At 29.4% G+C, this 16,785-nt stretch carries 15 protein-coding genes; 5 read left to right on the forward strand and 10 right to left on the reverse strand.

Features of this window, described 5'->3' with window-relative positions:
• On the forward strand, window positions 1-828 hold the full coding sequence (locus J418_RS0100160; RefSeq protein WP_017894516.1) for an ABC transporter permease: 828 nt from the start codon (window positions 1-3) through the stop codon (window positions 826-828).
• 43 nt (window positions 829-871) lie between these two features.
• Here J418_RS0100160 and J418_RS0100165 read toward each other — a convergent pair whose 3' ends face one another.
• From J418_RS0100165 to J418_RS0100190, 6 genes are all read right to left on the reverse strand, one after another.
• On the reverse strand, window positions 872-1,762 hold the full coding sequence (locus tag J418_RS0100165; RefSeq protein ID WP_017894517.1) for an MBL fold metallo-hydrolase: 891 nt from the start codon (window positions 1,760-1,762) through the stop codon (window positions 872-874).
• 19 nt (window positions 1,763-1,781) lie between these two features.
• Complete coding sequence (locus J418_RS0100170; RefSeq protein ID WP_017894518.1) at window positions 1,782-2,711, reverse strand: ketopantoate reductase family protein; 930 nt, start codon at window positions 2,709-2,711, stop codon at window positions 1,782-1,784.
• 160 nt (window positions 2,712-2,871) lie between these two features.
• On the reverse strand, window positions 2,872-3,774 hold the full coding sequence (locus tag J418_RS0100175) for a sensor histidine kinase (protein ID WP_017753325.1): 903 nt from the start codon (window positions 3,772-3,774) through the stop codon (window positions 2,872-2,874).
• A gap of 18 nt (window positions 3,775-3,792) precedes the next feature.
• The gene (locus J418_RS0100180; RefSeq protein WP_017753324.1) at window positions 3,793-4,587 is read right to left on the reverse strand and encodes an ABC transporter permease; all 795 of its coding nucleotides are present in this window, start codon (window positions 4,585-4,587) and stop codon (window positions 3,793-3,795) included.
• Window positions 4,587-5,504: an ABC transporter ATP-binding protein gene (locus tag J418_RS0100185; protein WP_017753323.1), complete on the reverse strand. Its 918-nt coding sequence runs from the start codon at window positions 5,502-5,504 to the stop codon at window positions 4,587-4,589. Before J418_RS0100185 ends, J418_RS0100180 begins: the two co-directional genes overlap by 1 nt.
• An 88-nt stretch (window positions 5,505-5,592) precedes the next feature.
• Window positions 5,593-6,288, reverse strand: coding sequence for a response regulator transcription factor (locus J418_RS0100190; protein ID WP_026093995.1), 696 nt, complete (start codon window positions 6,286-6,288; stop codon window positions 5,593-5,595).
• Window positions 6,289-6,517: 229 nt separating this feature from the next.
• Between J418_RS0100190 and J418_RS0100195 the strand changes: the two genes are divergently transcribed.
• Together J418_RS0100195 and J418_RS0100200 are read left to right on the forward strand one after the other, a co-directional pair.
• A complete protein-coding gene (locus tag J418_RS0100195; RefSeq protein WP_017752234.1) occupies window positions 6,518-7,144 on the forward strand; it encodes a hypothetical protein in 627 nt (208 codons plus the stop codon).
• Window positions 7,145-7,164: 20 nt separating this feature from the next.
• Window positions 7,165-7,464: a DUF2196 domain-containing protein gene (locus J418_RS0100200; protein ID WP_017752233.1), complete on the forward strand. Its 300-nt coding sequence runs from the start codon at window positions 7,165-7,167 to the stop codon at window positions 7,462-7,464.
• Between the two features lie 37 nt (window positions 7,465-7,501).
• Here the strand turns inward: J418_RS0100200 and J418_RS0100205 are convergent, their stop codons facing one another.
• Window positions 7,502-8,944, reverse strand: coding sequence for a cell wall-binding repeat-containing protein (locus J418_RS0100205; RefSeq protein WP_017894520.1), 1,443 nt, complete (start codon window positions 8,942-8,944; stop codon window positions 7,502-7,504).
• A 241-nt stretch (window positions 8,945-9,185) separates the two neighbouring features.
• Between J418_RS0100205 and J418_RS0100210 the strand changes: the two genes are divergently transcribed.
• Entirely contained in the window at window positions 9,186-11,645 is a 2,460-nt protein-coding gene (locus J418_RS0100210; RefSeq protein ID WP_017894521.1) for a hypothetical protein, read from the forward strand.
• 53 nt (window positions 11,646-11,698) lie between these two features.
• Here J418_RS0100210 and J418_RS0100215 read toward each other — a convergent pair whose 3' ends face one another.
• From J418_RS0100215 to J418_RS0100225, 3 genes are all read right to left on the reverse strand, one after another.
• Window positions 11,699-12,589 carry a deoxyribonuclease IV gene (locus tag J418_RS0100215; RefSeq protein WP_017894522.1) on the reverse strand — a complete coding sequence of 297 codons (891 nt, stop codon included), beginning with the start codon at window positions 12,587-12,589 and terminating at the stop codon, window positions 11,699-11,701.
• A gap of 91 nt (window positions 12,590-12,680) precedes the next feature.
• Entirely contained in the window at window positions 12,681-12,878 is a 198-nt protein-coding gene (locus J418_RS0100220) for a cold-shock protein (protein ID WP_017752229.1), read from the reverse strand.
• A 202-nt stretch (window positions 12,879-13,080) separates the two neighbouring features.
• Complete coding sequence (locus tag J418_RS0100225; RefSeq protein ID WP_017894523.1) at window positions 13,081-14,814, reverse strand: penicillin-binding transpeptidase domain-containing protein; 1,734 nt, start codon at window positions 14,812-14,814, stop codon at window positions 13,081-13,083.
• Window positions 14,815-15,220: 406 nt separating this feature from the next.
• Between J418_RS0100225 and J418_RS0100230 the strand changes: the two genes are divergently transcribed.
• Window positions 15,221-16,516 carry an IS110 family RNA-guided transposase gene (locus J418_RS0100230; protein ID WP_017894524.1) on the forward strand — a complete coding sequence of 432 codons (1,296 nt, stop codon included), beginning with the start codon at window positions 15,221-15,223 and terminating at the stop codon, window positions 16,514-16,516.
• Window positions 16,517-16,785: the final 269 nt, after the last annotated feature.

Consider the following 16,785-nt stretch of genomic DNA (forward strand, 5'->3'; position numbering starts at 1 on the left):
ATGCGCGGAATGATTGCTATTTTAAAAAGAAATCTCACTAATTTTGTAAGAGATAAATTAAGGCTTGTATTTTCAATAATCATGTCACTGTTCTTTCTGTTTGTTTTTTCATTCGTCATGAAATCCACTACTACAGGTATTGCACAGCCTCTTAACTATCTAATTTCAGGAATAATAATAATGACAGTTTTTCAGGCTGCACTAAGTAATTCCACAAGTATAATCGAGGATATGTCCATGGGATTTATGAAAGAAATAATAGTATCCCCTATAAAGAGATGGCAGATATCTATAGGACAAGTCCTTTCTGCAACGATAATTGCCTTTGTTCAAGGATTACTCGTTATAGTTGTAGGAATGTTTATGGGGTTAAATCTTGATTTTATTCAATTTTTACAGATGGGCAGTGTAATGCTGCTTGTGGGGATAACTTTCAGCTGTATGGGATTATATCTGGCCTCACTTGCAAAAAGTTCCACTACATTCCAGGTAATGATAACTGTATTTACCATGCCGCTTACCTTCCTGTCAGGTGCCTATATTCCAACAACACTTATGCCTAAAATAATTCGTCCTCTTGTTTACATAAACCCCCTTACTTATACTACTTCAATTTTCAGGTATATTACTCTCAACATGAAAAATTTCACTACCAGTGCCCTTGTAAAATCTGGAGTAGCATTTAATATAGATGGCTTCATCATAAAACCCTATGCAGGACTGTTTATTATCCTTGCAATGTGTGTTGTCTTCTTTATTCTATGCGTTATGCAATTCAATAAAGCAGATTTCTCAAATGTAAAAGCTTTTAATCCAAATGGCAAATAGAAGTATCTGGAATAGGTAATTGTATCCATTCCAGATACTTCTATTATTTTGAGTATTTTAAAAATCCATTTTCTATATTCAGCTTCAGCATTTCAACCTCATACAGGTATTCTAAATAAGAGTGCAGCATTCTCTCTATTACATCATATTTATATATACTTCCTATAGGAATTTTAAAATCTGTTATTACGGCACTGAATATTTCCTGCATTGTCATTGAGCCTTCTACAATATCATATATTCTATATGCCCTGCTCTTGTAAAATTCAATATTATCAACTATAAGTTGTGTAATATCGTCATATATTCCCTTGTGTGCCACTATGTATTTACTGTACTTTAAATCATATAGTTTGGATTTGCTTTCCAGATCCTGTTTAAGTATATATGCATATGGCATTTTAGCACCTTTCATAACTTCATAACTTATAAGTGAATCTGCCAAATAAGCCACATCATCAGGAGTAATAATGCATATGTGTCCAGGACTGTGGCCAGGCGTATGCATTATTTTAAATTCAATTCCACAAACATTTACTTTATCCTGATTGTTTGAAATTACAATATCAGTACCGCAAATCATATGCCCCAGATGTTTTTCAACTTCAGACATTGATTGACTGCTGTAGTAAATTTTAAGATTAAGTATGGAACTGCAAAAAAATGCTTCACATTCCGACATTGCAATAATACAATTGTATTTTTCCTTGAAATATGCATTATTGCCTATATGATCTATATGTGCATGACTGCAAATTATAGCAGCTATTTTTAAATTATTCTGTTCAAGAAAGTCATTTATCCTCCTTCTCTCTCCCTTTTTCAATCCTGAATCCAACATTATAATTTCATCATCATTAATTTTATAAAAAGGTATATATGTCATTCCAGTATCAATACAAAACGTATTTCCTTTAATATTTTTTACTATCATTATTTCCTCCAATAATTGTTTATTCCTTTAAAACTTTAGTGTGTTCAAGTATTTTTATTATATTTAAAAGTGTTCTATTAACAGGAGTATCTATTCTATACTCTTCACCCAGTTTACATACAGTACCTGCAAATATGTCTACTTCAGTCTTCCTACCATAGGTAATGTCCTGACACATTGAAGTTTTACTATCTGGGGCCATTGTATCCAGTACTTTGTGCCACTGTTCAATGTCATTTTCAGTTAAGTTGACTCCTATTCTTTGAGATAACCGTACTACCTCCATCATTGCAGATTCCATAAATTCCTTTGCTTCATCTATCTGTTGAAATAGCCCATAAGTTCCTCTAACTGCTGCCGAAGTTTGATTTATGCCTACATTTATCATGAACTTATACCACATTGCATGCATCATATCTTCAGGGATTTCATAAGGAATTCTTGCCCTGTCAAAAAGTTCTTTCACAGATTTTACTTTTTGAGAATATTGCTTATTGATTTTCTCTCCAAAAGTTATATTGCCTAAATTAGAAAATGAAATATTATTCACAGTGTGATTTCCATCAATACCTATACAAAGTGCATAAAGCATTTTGTCCATTCCATACTCTTTTCCTATAATTTCTTCACTCGTAATTCCATTCATAAGAGACATAATAATTGTATTCTTTCCTACATGATTTTTTATATCTAAAATTGCCTGATCCAATTGATTTGACTTTACTGAAATAAATATTAAATCAGCAGGTTCACATTTTTCTTCTGGAGTTATATATTCAAAATCATATCTTTTATCATTAATTATAAATCCATATCTTTTATATCTTTCTATTCTTTTATTATCTGCTATAACTTTTAATACATTTGGATTTAAATCATGAATTTTGCTCATATAAGCACATCCAATAGCCCCCATACCTATAACAGATATATTCTTTATAACTTTCATGTTTTTCTCCCCCTCATCATTTAATAGTAATTATACCATCAATACAATCAAATACCCATACTCTAATAAAAACATGAATAGGGATAGATTTAAATTTTTATTAAATCCACCCCTATTCATATTAGTGTGATATTCGGATAGCTTCTTTAACAACTTGAATTTATTCTTCTATTTTCCATTTGCAAAAAATATACAATAAATTCTTGTTTATTTTAGCATAAATATGTCCGTTCATCTTTTCCATAAGATTTTTTACAATTGACAAGCCTAAACCTGTATTTCCGACAGTTCTAGAACTGTTTCCTTTATAAAACCTGTTAAAAATTAATTTAGCATCATTTTCTTTTATACCATTAGCTTCATTTATTATAGTCAGCACAGCTTCATTACAATCTTTTTTTAACTCTATAAATACATAATTTCTTGCATGTTTTATTACATTATTAATTAAATTTTCAATTACCCTTTTTATACAAACTTCATTACCTATTACAATTATATTTTCTTCTTTAATATCTATATTAGGAGTTATTTTCTTTTGTAAAAAACTATCATAAAAATCAGTAATAACTTCACATAAAATATTATTTATATTTATAGATTTATTCTGAATTTTATATTCATGTGATTCTATTATAGAAAGTTGAAAAAAATCATTCAATAAAGCTTGTAGTGATTTTGCCCTTTTTAACGCTATATGCATATATTCATTTTGCTTTTTAAGTGATAACTCATTAGATATTATCATTTGAATATATCCAATAACTGAGGTAAGTGGAGTACGTAAATCATGAGAGATGCTTGCTATAGTTTTTTTAATTTCAGCTTCAGAATTCTTTTGGTTTACCTGTGTTTTAATGTTTATATCAATATGTTTATTAATACTACAGGCTAAACCTTCTATATCTCTATCTAAAAGTACTATATCCAATTTTTTATGCAATTTACCAGAATTATAATCGTCAAGTTGTTTTTTAATATTTCTAATCTGTATTTTCATAAATATAAGATAAGAGAGTAAAATCATAATAAAAACTATTAAAATTAATATAATCAAAATCACTTTACTCAAACACCTCTCTTATTTTATGTCTTGATTCTTAAATATAAATATTCCTAATAAAGTTGACAATATGGTTAAAATAAAACAAGTTACTATCATATTTAAAATATCAACTGAATTTGGCCTTAATGTTCCAATATTCATAAGCATAAAACTAGGAATATATCTTTCAAACTTAAACTTCGAAAAAAATCCAGCTCCATTTGAAAATAAGAATACAATACACAACCCTATAGCTACAGATTTACTTCTTATTATTGTGTCCAAACACATGTAAATACTAGCAATAGTAGTAAAAATCCAGCATATTAAAACTGTAGACTTGATAATTTTAATTATTTCACTAATAGAAACATATTGTATCCATCCTATGATAAGTGCTATTACTACAGGTATAAATAACAAAAATGCAACTAAAGTAAAAATTCCTAAACAAATTATCAAAAGCTTAGATATGTATATTTTGGTTCTATTATGACCATAGGCTATTATATTTTTTATTGTTCCATGAGAATATTCATCAACTACAAAAGCACCTACTATAAACATAAGTAATATTATCATAACAATACTAAATCCAAAAGCTGAGTTGAAAAACTCTAAGGATGTTGGATGTATTCTATCTTTAAAGTTATTTATAAAAAATCCACATTCTCTATTATTATAAATAAAATCGAACAACTTCCATTGTCCAGCATTAGTATAAAATAATCTTAAAACAAATATAATCAATATAATTGTAATTATAAATAAATTCCTAAATGTTTTACTATTTTTTAATTTATATAATTCAAATTTAAGTAAGTTATACACTATTTATCACCCTCTATCAAATTCACAAAGTAATCTTCTAAATTATCACCTTTATGCACTATCTGATAAATTACAATATCTGCTTTAGAAAATGATTTTGAAATTATTCCAGGATTATCTACATAATCATAAAGGCATATAGAAGAATCTGGCATTATTTTGAAATTATTTGTGTTTAGTACACTTTCTAAAATTACAGTGGCCTTATTTAAATCATCTACTTTAATATTTAAACTTCTTCTACACTTTTCATTTAACTCCTTTAATGTAAGTTCTTCTAAAATTTTTCCTCTATGAATTATTCCAAAACAGGTAGCAAGCTGATATAATTCTCCCAAAACATGACTTGAAATAAGTATTGTGATATCCTTATCTCTATTTAATTTTTTTAACTTTTCCCGCATTTGTACTATTCCTACAGGATCCAATCCATTAATCGGTTCATCCAATATCAAAAATTCTGGATCACCTACTAGTGCCATAGCTAATCCAAGTTTTTGTTTCATTCCCATAGAAAAGTTGCCTACCTTTTTATTTTTAGTATTGGAAAGTCCAACAAATTCCAGTATACTTTCTATGCACTTTCTACCTGGAATTCCTTTCTGTATTCTACAAGCCTCAATATTTTTATAAGCTGACATATTTGGATAAAAAGCAGGATTTTCAATTAGTGATCCTATTCTTTTTCTTGAATTATTTAATTCATTTTTTGAATCACATCCAAATAACCTTATTACTCCACTTGAAGGTGTTGAAAGGCCTGTTATCATTCGCATAGTCGTACTCTTGCCAGCACCGTTTTCCCCTATAAATCCATAAATTTCTCCTTTTCTTATATTAAGATTTATACTGTCAACCACTGTATCCCTTTTATATTTTTTAGTTAAGTCTACAGTTTGCAAAACATATTCCGTCATATTCTTATCCTCCTTCTTTATGATTTAATTTAATTATAAAAACTTAGAGATAATCAATCATAAAGAAAACCTTAATAAAGTGTAAAGATTAGAAATCAAGTTTATAGCCAATTCCCCATATGGTTTGTATATAATCATTTAAAGCACCTGCTTTAGATATCTTGTTTCTTAAATTACTTATATGCACTTTTATTGTATTATCATCACACAGATAATTTTCTCCCCATATACTTTGAAATATATTTGATTTTGCAAAAACTTTTTTTGGATATGACATTAGAAGCTTTAAAATATCGAATTCCCTTGTAGTTAAATTCAACAGTTTATCATTTACAAATACTTCTCTCGTATCTTTATTTAGAGAAATTTCCTTATATTTTAGTATATTATTTTCTTGTATAGTGCCAGAAAATTCTCTATATCTTCTAATATGTGAATCTATTCTAGCTGAAACCTCTTCTATATCAAAAGGCTTAGTTATATAATCATCTGCCCCTAACTTAAAAGATTTTACTTTAATATCCAATTCCTCTTTTGCTGAAATTATAATAACAGGCATCTGCTTATTTTTCCTTATTTCAACTAAAATTTCTTCTCCTTTCATTCCTGGAAGCATTAAATCCAATAAAACCATATCCCAACTACTATATTTTAAATATATTATAGCTTCAGTTCCAGAATAAGCTGCCATAGCCATATAACCAGATTGACTTAACATATCACATAATAATCTGTTAATATCTTCATCATCTTCAATTACTAGTATTTTTATAATTTCTTTCATTATTCCACCTTCTATTATTCTTCTAAAATTAGATATATGAATTATTACACTTACCATTTTAACTATATAAAGAAAATTCAACAACAAAAAAGTTGTAAAAAACATTAAAATAAGCTTATAGAAATACATCTACATTAGAGTAGTATCATTTTATCTCTTAATCTGTTATACTTGTTCTGATATTAAAATAACTAAAGAGGTGTTTTTTATAAATACGGATTATAAAAATATGGAAAATAAATATGAGATTAATGGTGATGTTACTTTGGTTTCATTAGCAAGAAAACATGGATCAGAATTTACAACTAAAATAGATACTGAAGATATTGAAAAAGTAAAAAGTGCTGGTACGTGGTTTGCTGAATGGCATAAAGATTTCAACAACTATATAGTACAAAATATAAGTCCAACCAATAATACCGCTAAAAAGTCTAAACCACTAAAACAAAATCTACAGAGTCTTATTTTGAATACCAATCCGAAAGCTCCTATTAGACATATAAATGGCAATACATTGGATAACAGGAAATGCAATTTAGAAATAGTCAAAAGGAATACTAAAAATGACTATGAAGTTGTAAATAAAAATACTATTGCAGTACTTTTGAGAGATAAATATGGTAGAGTTGTATCCAAGGCTTTAATATCCAAGCAGGATCTAGACAAAGTCATTAATGATAAATACAGTTGGATTAAATATAAAGTTAACGATAATATTTGTGTTATAGCCAATACTCCCAATGGAAGAATTCAATTGGATAAAGTAATTATGAATTCAAATGATAATACTATCATTCATCATATCAACCTTAATCCATTGGACAATAGAAGAAACAATCTGGAAATTTCCAAATAAAATAAAGAGGAAAATTAATTATGGAAAAAGATCATTTTAAAGATAGATCCATTGAGTGTAAATTGGTAAACTCTATAAATATAGGTGATACAGTTTATATTTGTGAAAAATCGATGCAGAGGTACGCTTCTAAACTAGAGGACTTGTCACTTGGAATTGTTGTACGAAAACTTACAAGACATGATCATCCAAGGGGAATCAAAGTTGAAATAAAGTCCTCTAATGGGAAAACAAGTATAGGAAGGGTTGTATATCTGGTTAAAAACAATAAAATTTTATATGGAAACAAAACCAAAAATAATCAAGACAGATTTGTATAAGATTCAAATCTGTCTTGATTATTTTTTTATATTAAAATTATTTTATACCCCAGTTATTAAAACTGTCTATAAGCCATCTATTTCCATCATAAATTAATACTGCATTTAAATAAGACTTATTCTCTTTTATAGTAATGTAAGCTTTATTTTCATCATATTTTTTAGATACAATCTGAGAATTATCCACTGAAACGACAGATTCAGGATTTCCATATCTCATATATATTTTGTCATTGCTTTTTTGGAATACAAAATTTACAAGACCATTTACATAGCTGTCAGTGTAATATTTATTTAAATTGTAGTTTTTATTCAAATAATCATTTATTGAATTATAATTATTTAAATTCTCTTTTAATGGTGCATAACTTATTCCCGATATATCAATATATGAATTTCCATCTACGTTGATTGTCAGTATTTTTTTAAAGGCATTGTCTCCATTAACAAGCAGTGATTTTGCATCTGCATCAGATATAATTTGCTTATCTTCTAAAATATTTTCAACATCTGAACTTATAGATCCTGTTCCTCCCAATAGAGTCAGTTTTTTATAATCCGTCTGATCCAAATATTGTTTTTGTTTTGCTATATCATACCCATCTGTCAATATTATAGGTGCATTCATTTTAGCTGCTAGGGCACTTCCTGATAATGCATCTGGAAAATTCGTACCACTTGCAATAAAAGCTGAATCTGATGATAATTTAAAATATCTGCATATATTTAAAGATGTTTCATATCTGTTTTCTCCACCTATTCTTGTTACGCTGCTATCTTTCAGTGTAGGAACAATTTTTTTCAAATCATTGATAACGTTAGAATTTATAGAACCTGTGCCTCCAATAACAAATACCTTGTCAGGCTGTATATTATTTAATAGCTTTTTAGCTTCTTCAGGTAATTTCGAAGAATTGCTCATGATAATTGGATATCCCTTTGAGGCAGATACACTTGAAATACTCAATGCATCAGGAAAACCAAATCCATTTACAATAAATACAGGTGTTTTTTTCTCTAAATTCAACGAATTAATAATAGTACCGTTTGTATCAAATCTATTACTACCACCTAATCTTTTAATGTTTTTGTATCCAATAGAATTAAGCTGTTTTTCAAAATTGCCGCTTACTGAAAACTTTCCACCTAATATATAGATGGTTCCATTCAAATCCAGTTTATTTTTTATAAAATTAGTACAATATGTGATAGAATCAGCATTTTTACCTACTAATAAAATAGGTGCATTTACCTTTTTGGAGAGTATGGAACCTGTCAAGGCATCAGGAAAATCATCTCCACTTGCGATAATTATACTTTGCAATTTTTGGCTGCTAAAATTGCCAGCTACAGATACTGAAGTCTCATATCTATTGGTTCCGTATATCCTATTTACTGAATAATTTGTATCAGCCCTAACTAAACTGGATGTACCTGCCAATAAAAACGATAATGTAAACACAATTATTCCTTTTTTCATGTTCAAACACCCCCATAATATTTAAATTTTCATTACAATTATATTATACAATTTATATTATAAATATGAGTTATAAAATAGGAAAAATTACAAATTATAATAAATTTATCTTATTTAATAATAATTGACATAATTCCTACATTTCTATTATAATGATGGAAATATAATTATTAAAAATAAAATATTAATTAATAAATAATATTTTATTTTAATTACGTAAATGAAAGAAGGCACTGAAACTATGGAAATCAAAGATTTTAATATTGTAGTATCAGGTGATGTATGTTTTAATTTATTATTCTGGCAAACAAACAACGAATGTACCGATAATTTGAATTGGCAGCATTATCCTCACATACACAACATTTCAAGTGAGGGAGAGGCTCTACTTCTAGCTAAACTTGTATATCTGTCTACTGGAGCCAATATAATATCTCCGAAAATAAAATATTCTAGCAATGGTCATTTACCGGATGGACTTTTAAGTTCTAATTCTGAACTAGGACTTTTCCCAATGAATGAGCACGGAGAAGAAAAAGTATATCGTATAAAACAATTTTTAGGATTCACTGAATTAAACTCAAATATGCCCAAATTATTTTCTACTACAAATGATGATGAAAATGCGGATATGGTCATACTAGATGACGAAAACAATGGTTTCAATAATAATAAGAATTTTTGGCCATTGGCATTAAAATCCTCATCTAAACATCCAATAATTATATATAAAATGGACAAGCCTTCCTCTTCGACTGAGCTTTGGAAACACCTGGAACGATTTCATATGAAAAATACCATAGTAGTTATAAATGGCGATGACTTACGTTCAAAAGGAGTAAATATAAGTAAAAATCTTTCCTGGGAAAGAACTGCATTGGATTTTGTATGGCAAATAAAAAATAATCCTAATCTTGGTTTTCTTTCAAAATGCAATCATCTAATTATACCTCTTGGATTAGAAGGCGCCATATACTATAGAAATAATGGAGAAGCTTCTTCTCATCTATACTTTTTAACTTATGCTTTTGAGGGAGATTTTATAGAAAAAACCCAAGGTAAAATGTATGGACTTACTTCCTGTTTTGTAGCTGGACTGGCAAAATCCATCGTTTCAGGAAAACTTAAAAATATATCAATATACAGGGCAATTGACGATGGTATACGTGAGGGAATTGCCTCGGCGCAAAAATACTTTGTATATGGATTCGGTCAAAATATAAAAGAAAATAATTTTCCGAGCCCATCAATTTTTAAAGACAGTCAAAAAGATTTTATAAGCAAAAATTATATACAAGATGTACCCATACGTAATTCCAATGATCCCAACTGTCAATCATGCTGGTATATTATTAAGGACAAGAGCTCGACCAATTTGGCGGAAATAGCTTATGATATTGTTAAAAATGGAGAAGATAGTGCTCTTAAATATATACCAATAGCAAGATTTGGAAAATTAAAAACTGTTGACAGAGATGAATTTGAAGCTTATAAAAGTATTAAAAACCTTATGTCAGAATACATCTCTACCCAAAATGCAGTTCGTCCCCTTTCCATAGCAGTATTTGGAACACCTGGTTCAGGCAAATCCTTTGGTGTAACAGAAATAGCTTCATGTGTTGCTCCAAATTTAATAGAAAAATTGGATTTCAATCTATCTCAATTTCAAACACTTTCAGACTTAATTATAAGCTTTCACAAAGTTATAGATATATCTCTAAAGGGAAAGGTTCCACTGGTATTCTTTGATGAATTTGATTCGACTTTCGGCGAAAAACTTGGATGGTTGAAATACTTTCTAGCACCTATGCAGGATGGTGTATTTAGAGAGGCTAACTCAATTCATCCTATAGGAAAAGCCATATTCGTATTTGCAGGTGGAACAAGCAGTACATTTAAAGAATTTTGTGGAGAGACCATATCAGATAAAGCTGAACATAGAGAATTTTTCAAAGAATTTCAAAGTGCAAAAGGTCCTGACTTTATAAGTAGATTAAGAGGATATGTAAACATTTTAGGTCCAAATCAGACAGATGAAAATTGGGATCAGTTATTTATAATAAGAAGGGCAATGCTTCTTAGATCATTATTGGAACGTAAAGTGCCCCATCTTATAAATAAAAGAGGTGAAGCACAAATAGATAGCGGTGTACTAAGGGCACTTTTAAAAGTCACAAAATACAAACATGAATCAAGGTCAATAGAAGCAATCTTGGAAATGAGCAGATTAACCAATGCAAAAAAATGGGAACAATCTCATCTTCCAGCCAAGGATCAACTGAAACTTCATGTTGATGAAGAAGAATTCACCCGTCACTTAATGCAGGAAGAATTTTTTGCTGAAAAAGTAGAAGAACTTTCTATAAATTTAAATTACATGATAGCTTGTGCAAATAACAATAATTTGAATTCAACTTCAAATGAGTGCTGGAGAAATCTCAGTAGTCAAGAAAAAGATACTATCAGAAATCATATAAGAAATATACCAAATGCCCTATATAAAATTTACTATGACGTAATATCTGTAATGGATAAACCTGAAATTATAACATTTACAGATAAAGAATTAAATGTATTGGCTAAATATGGATACAATCCTAAGTATATCAAGTACTGGCCTAAAGTACTGGCAAACTCCAATTTTAAAATAGAAAGACTAAAATTTGCATGTTATTGTGAATCTCATCTTAAATTCATGTGAAAAATGAGAAGTCCAAAATTCTACTATAAATTGAATTTTGGACTTCATTAAAATTATGAAAATATATCTTTTTTTATATTAGAGTTAAACACTTTTGACTTAAGCATGGCAATTTCATATTTGTAAGGTGGTCTTTTATCCCCTCTGTCATTTAAAAGATATGGCGTTTCAAGAATTTTAGGTATGTTTTTTAAAGCATCATGATTTGCTATATAGCAAAGTGCATCAAAACCAATCTTGCCAAATCCTATCATTTCATGCCTGTCTTTTCTGGAGCCCCTAGGATTCTTACTGTCATTAAGATGAATTACTTTTAATCTATCCAATCCAATTATATGATCAAATTCATTCAATATACCATCAAAATCATTTACCACATCATAACCTGAATCATTAATATGGCATGTATCAAGACAAATTGTAATCTTTTCATTGTATTTTACTCCATCTATAATTCTAGCAAGTTCATCAAAATTTCTTCCACACTCCGATCCCTTTCCTGCCATAGTCTCAAGGGCTATATTAATCCTCTGATCCTTCGCAATAACTTCATTCAAACCTTCTACAATCTTATTTATACCTGCATCTGTTCCAGCTCCAACATGTGCTCCTGGATGCAATATAATATTATTTGCCTTTTTCATGGCACTGGTTCTTTTTATCTCTTCTCTCAAAAAATTCACACCAAGTTCGAAAGTCTGTGGTTTTACACTATTTCCTATATTTATTATATAGGGAGCATGAACTACTATTTCATCAATTCCAGCAGTATTCATCTTATCTATTGCTTCATCAATTCTCAAATTATCTATTGGCTTTCTAAAAGTGTTCTGCGGCGCCCCTGTATAGACCATAAATGTATTTGATCCATATGATAGAGCTTCCTCTACGGAACCAAGCATCATCTTTTTTCCACTCATGGAAACATGCGAACCTATTTTCAAAATAAATTTCACCTCTTTTATATTAATAAAATATTGCCATAAAAATAACTCGTTGAGTGAAATATACACTCAACGAGTTATTTTAGGTTAATTAAAGAATGCTGATATTTTCTGCTTGAGGTCCTTTTTGTCCCTGAACTACATCATAGGAAACTTTCTGACCTTCTTCAAGTGTCTTATATCCATCTACATTTATTTGAGAAAAATGTGCAAAAACATCTTTTCCGTCTTCTCCTGTAATAAATCCATAACCTTTTTCTGAATTAAACCATTTAACTGTACCACTCATTATAATACATACCTCCGAAATTTTATTTTCTTAAACTCTTTGTAATAATAAACCAAATAAAATTTCGATCTTAACATACTTAATATACGTGCTAATTGAAATATATCCGTGTTTCATTATTTACGATTCATTTAAGTTCTATATTATAATATCACACTTAATTATAAAAATCAAGTTATTTTTTGAATTTAACCATATAATTCTACTTATTATATATATAGTTAGTATAATTGTAAATTTCACTAAAAAGTTCTTTAGCTACAGGAGCTGCTGTCTGTGCAGAATAATAGTTTGAAGCATCCGGTTCATCTATAGATACAATTAACGTAATTTTAGGATCTTGATATGGAGCCATACCTGCAAAAGATGAAACATATTTTCCCGGTTCATATCCTGCTCCATCAGCATATGCTTTTTGGGCAGTACCAGTTTTACCTGCAATATTACATCCTTTAACATAGGCATTTTTACCAACACCATCTGAGACAACTTTTTCGAGATATCCCCTAAGTGTTGTTGTGACATCCTTATCCATTATCTTCTTAGCTTTAGTATCCTTAAACTTGCTATTTCCTATAAATTCATTACCTTTATTAAAGTTTCCAGTTTCTTTCATAATATGAGGTGTAAACCACTTTCCGCCATTTGCTATTGCATTAAATACAGACATATATTGAACTTGTGTCATGGCTACTCCCTGTCCAAAAGCAGTATTTGCCAAATCTAAATTTTTAACATTTTTAACATTTTTCACTATACCAGATGACTCACCAGGAAGATCTATGCCTGTTTTGGTTCCAAAACCGAATTTATTTATATGACTATAAAGATTTTCCTTCCCAAGTTGCATTCCAAGCTTGGCAAAACCTACATTGTTAGAATTTTTAAGTATATCCTGAAGACTCATCATACCATGATCTGCTTTATCCCAATTATATATTAAATTGCCATCAACAGAGACACTGGCATTACATAAGAATTGCTGATTCTCATAACTTTTACTAGTTTCAAGTGCTACTTCAGATGTAATTGCTTTAAATATTGATCCTGGCTCAAACGCCCATTGCACCGCATTGTTTTTCCATAAATCTTCTGAATTGTTAGGTGAATTAAGGTTATTACTGGGCTTATTTACCATTGCAAGTATTTCCCCATTTTTAGGGTTCATTATTGTAATAGTAACACTTTTTGCCTTATTTGTTTTAAGGGCGGCATCCGCTGCCTTTTCTGCAAATAGCTGAAGTTTTGCATCTATTGTCAAAACCAGATCTTTTCCATCAATTGGTTTTGTATATGTAGCTTGATTGTAAGGTAAATCCTCCCTTTTATTATCTACTTCTGATATACTTACTCCCGGAGTACCTGTAAGTAATTTATTATACATTAATTCTACTCCACTTAATCCTTGTCCATCAGAATTAGTATGCCCTAAAACTTGAGACAAAAAATTACCATTAACATAATATCTTGTAGTATCAGAAGAAATAACTATTCCATTGATACCTAAATTTTGTATTTTTTTAGCTTGTTCACTAGATACTCCTCTTTTTAATGCTGAGTATTCATCATTGGAATTCATAATTTTATCAATATTACTTTTATCCATTTCCAATATACTTGAAAGCTGATTTTCAAGAGTATCTATACCAATATTTTTATCTTTCAAAGACTGCTTTAATGTTCTTAAATCCAAATCAATTCTTGAAGAAGGTTCATTAGTTGCTAATTGATTATAGTTTCTATCTAATATTTCTCCTCTTGTTGGTTTTATCATGGTCTTATCCACCCATTGTTTTTCAGCCATTAATTTTAGTTTGTCTCCATGAACTGCAGAAATATAGTACAGTCTGCATACAATAGTAATTAAAATCAGAACAATTACAGAGAATACAAAGAATAATCTACTACTTGATACAAGCTTGTCCTTTTCATCCAATATATTTCACCTCTTGTATAATGTAGTTACAATATTCAATAGAAAACTATCTTGAATTCTAACGAACATTACAACTCATTTCTTTTAATTTATTCGAAGATTTTCTACCCGATAGGGTGTACTAATCTCATCTGACTTAGTTTTCTATTTTCCCTTATTGGGAATCCAAACTAGTAAATATTGTTGTATAATATCTCATGAATAGAAGATAGATGTATCACCTCTGGGAAGTGACTCTAACGAGTCATTAATACCCGAGAATTAGCATATCATTCCATCAGTGAGAGTTCTGTGTTTAGCTGGTTGGGTTTCCCTTTGGGAACTACCCGTGTCACAAACAAGGTTACAAAATTACTGATAGAAATGGAATATCTATTCTATCTCAAAAGCAAAGGAGATATTATTTATGAGTAAATTTTTTTATAGATCAACAGTTGGAATTGATGTATCAGCAGACTTTTCTGTAGCTGCCATATTGTCACCTGACGGTGAAGTTCATAGAAAGCCTTTTAAGATTAATCATAATAGAAATGGTTTTGATTACCTAGTAGATCAAATAAAAAAAGCGGAGAAAGAGTTTAACATGAAAACGGCAATTTTCATGGAATCTACTGGCGTATACCATCTTACTCTTTTCCACTTTCTTAAGGATACATTTGAAACATGTATCTTGAATCCACTCATTACTAATTGTAACAAAAATGTGGATATAAGAAAAGTGAAAAATGATAAAAAAGATGCTTTAACCATTGCTAAAATAGGTAAATTTCAAGATGTCAAATATTCTTGTAACTTTGATATCGAAATCTACACACTAAAATCTCTCTGTGGAGATTACTATAAGTTCACTGATAGTAAATCTACATTTAAGAAAAAACTTTCTACTGACTTAAGAGTTATCTTTCCAACTTATAACACTGTTTTTTCAAACATAACCAGTAAAACATTAATTGCAATTTTGAAAACTTATTCAAGCCCTGAGGCAATCTTAAATGCTGATAAGAACAAACTTATTAAGCTTATATCCGCACATTCAAGAAAAGGACAGGTGTACAGTGAAAATACTTATAAAAAACTAATTGATGCTGCTGGAGAAGCTGTTTATATTGGTCTAAACTCACCCAGTTTATTTGTAAAAATTATTAACACAATTTCCATAATGGAAGCATTAGAAATTCAGATTGAAAACTTATTAAAAGAAATACATCTATTAATGTGCAGCAATAGAATTTCTGCTGAATTTAAGAAAAATGTTCAATTAATTTATTCAATACCAGGTGTTGGTGAGCTAACTGCCACCACAATAATGAGTGAAATCGGCAATATAAAAAGTTTTGTTAAACCTAAACACTTAGTTGCTTATTTTGGTATAGATCCCTCTGTAAGCCAGTCTGGAAAGTTTAACAGTAACAAAAATGTTATGTCTAAACATGGTACCAGGATAGGACGAAGGGCCTTATACGCTGTCGCTTTAGCATCTATACGTAAAATTAGAAACGATGAGCCTATAAATAAAGTTCTACTTAATTTCTACAAGGAAAATATGAAAGGTAAAAGCAAGAAAGTCGACTTGGTGGCAATAATGCACAAGCTAATAAATTACATATTTTCCGTTCTTAAAAACCAAAAAGAGTATGAACTTCGTGACCCTAAGATACATGTTAAAATGCATCTTAATAAACAATCTAACTCTGCAGCCTGACGGCTAAAAAATAAAAGCTTAATTTATTAACAATTAATTCCATTGTTCGTGTTTTTCAATGGATTTTTTGTCATACTTATTTTTACTCGTAAATTTTTTTGCTAAATATTATTGACTTTTACTAGCTGGTCTAAACTGTTTTCTTAAAAATATAGATGCCATTCCATAATTTTATATTATATACAAATTATTTGCAAATTATATTATCAATTTTATGTATAAAAATACCCACAGATACTATTATAGCAGTTCTGCAGGTGTTTTAGTCC

Origin of the sequence: Clostridium tyrobutyricum DSM 2637 = ATCC 25755 = JCM 11008 (assembly GCF_000359585.1) — a bacterium.
Taxonomy (GTDB): Bacteria; Bacillota; Clostridia; order Clostridiales; family Clostridiaceae; genus Clostridium_B; species Clostridium_B tyrobutyricum.

Excerpts from the sequence above, each read along its gene's own strand:
- J418_RS0100160 (WP_017894516.1), top strand. The coding sequence starts at position 1 with ATGCGCGGAATGATTGCTATTTTAAAAAGAAATCTCACTAATTTTGTA.
- J418_RS0100165 (WP_017894517.1), bottom strand. The coding sequence starts at position 1,762 with ATGATAGTAAAAAATATTAAAGGAAATACGTTTTGTATTGATACTGGA.
- J418_RS0100170 (WP_017894518.1), bottom strand. The coding sequence starts at position 2,711 with ATGAAAGTTATAAAGAATATATCTGTTATAGGTATGGGGGCTATTGGA.
- J418_RS0100185 (WP_017753323.1), bottom strand. The coding sequence starts at position 5,504 with ATGACGGAATATGTTTTGCAAACTGTAGACTTAACTAAAAAATATAAA.
- J418_RS0100190 (WP_026093995.1), bottom strand. The coding sequence starts at position 6,288 with ATGAAAGAAATTATAAAAATACTAGTAATTGAAGATGATGAAGATATT.
- J418_RS0100195 (WP_017752234.1), top strand. The coding sequence starts at position 6,518 with ATGGAAAATAAATATGAGATTAATGGTGATGTTACTTTGGTTTCATTA.
- J418_RS0100200 (WP_017752233.1), top strand. The coding sequence starts at position 7,165 with ATGGAAAAAGATCATTTTAAAGATAGATCCATTGAGTGTAAATTGGTA.
- J418_RS0100205 (WP_017894520.1), bottom strand. The coding sequence starts at position 8,944 with ATGAAAAAAGGAATAATTGTGTTTACATTATCGTTTTTATTGGCAGGT.
- J418_RS0100210 (WP_017894521.1), top strand. The coding sequence starts at position 9,186 with ATGGAAATCAAAGATTTTAATATTGTAGTATCAGGTGATGTATGTTTT.
- J418_RS0100220 (WP_017752229.1), bottom strand. The coding sequence starts at position 12,878 with ATGAGTGGTACAGTTAAATGGTTTAATTCAGAAAAAGGTTATGGATTT.
- J418_RS0100230 (WP_017894524.1), top strand. The coding sequence starts at position 15,221 with ATGAGTAAATTTTTTTATAGATCAACAGTTGGAATTGATGTATCAGCA.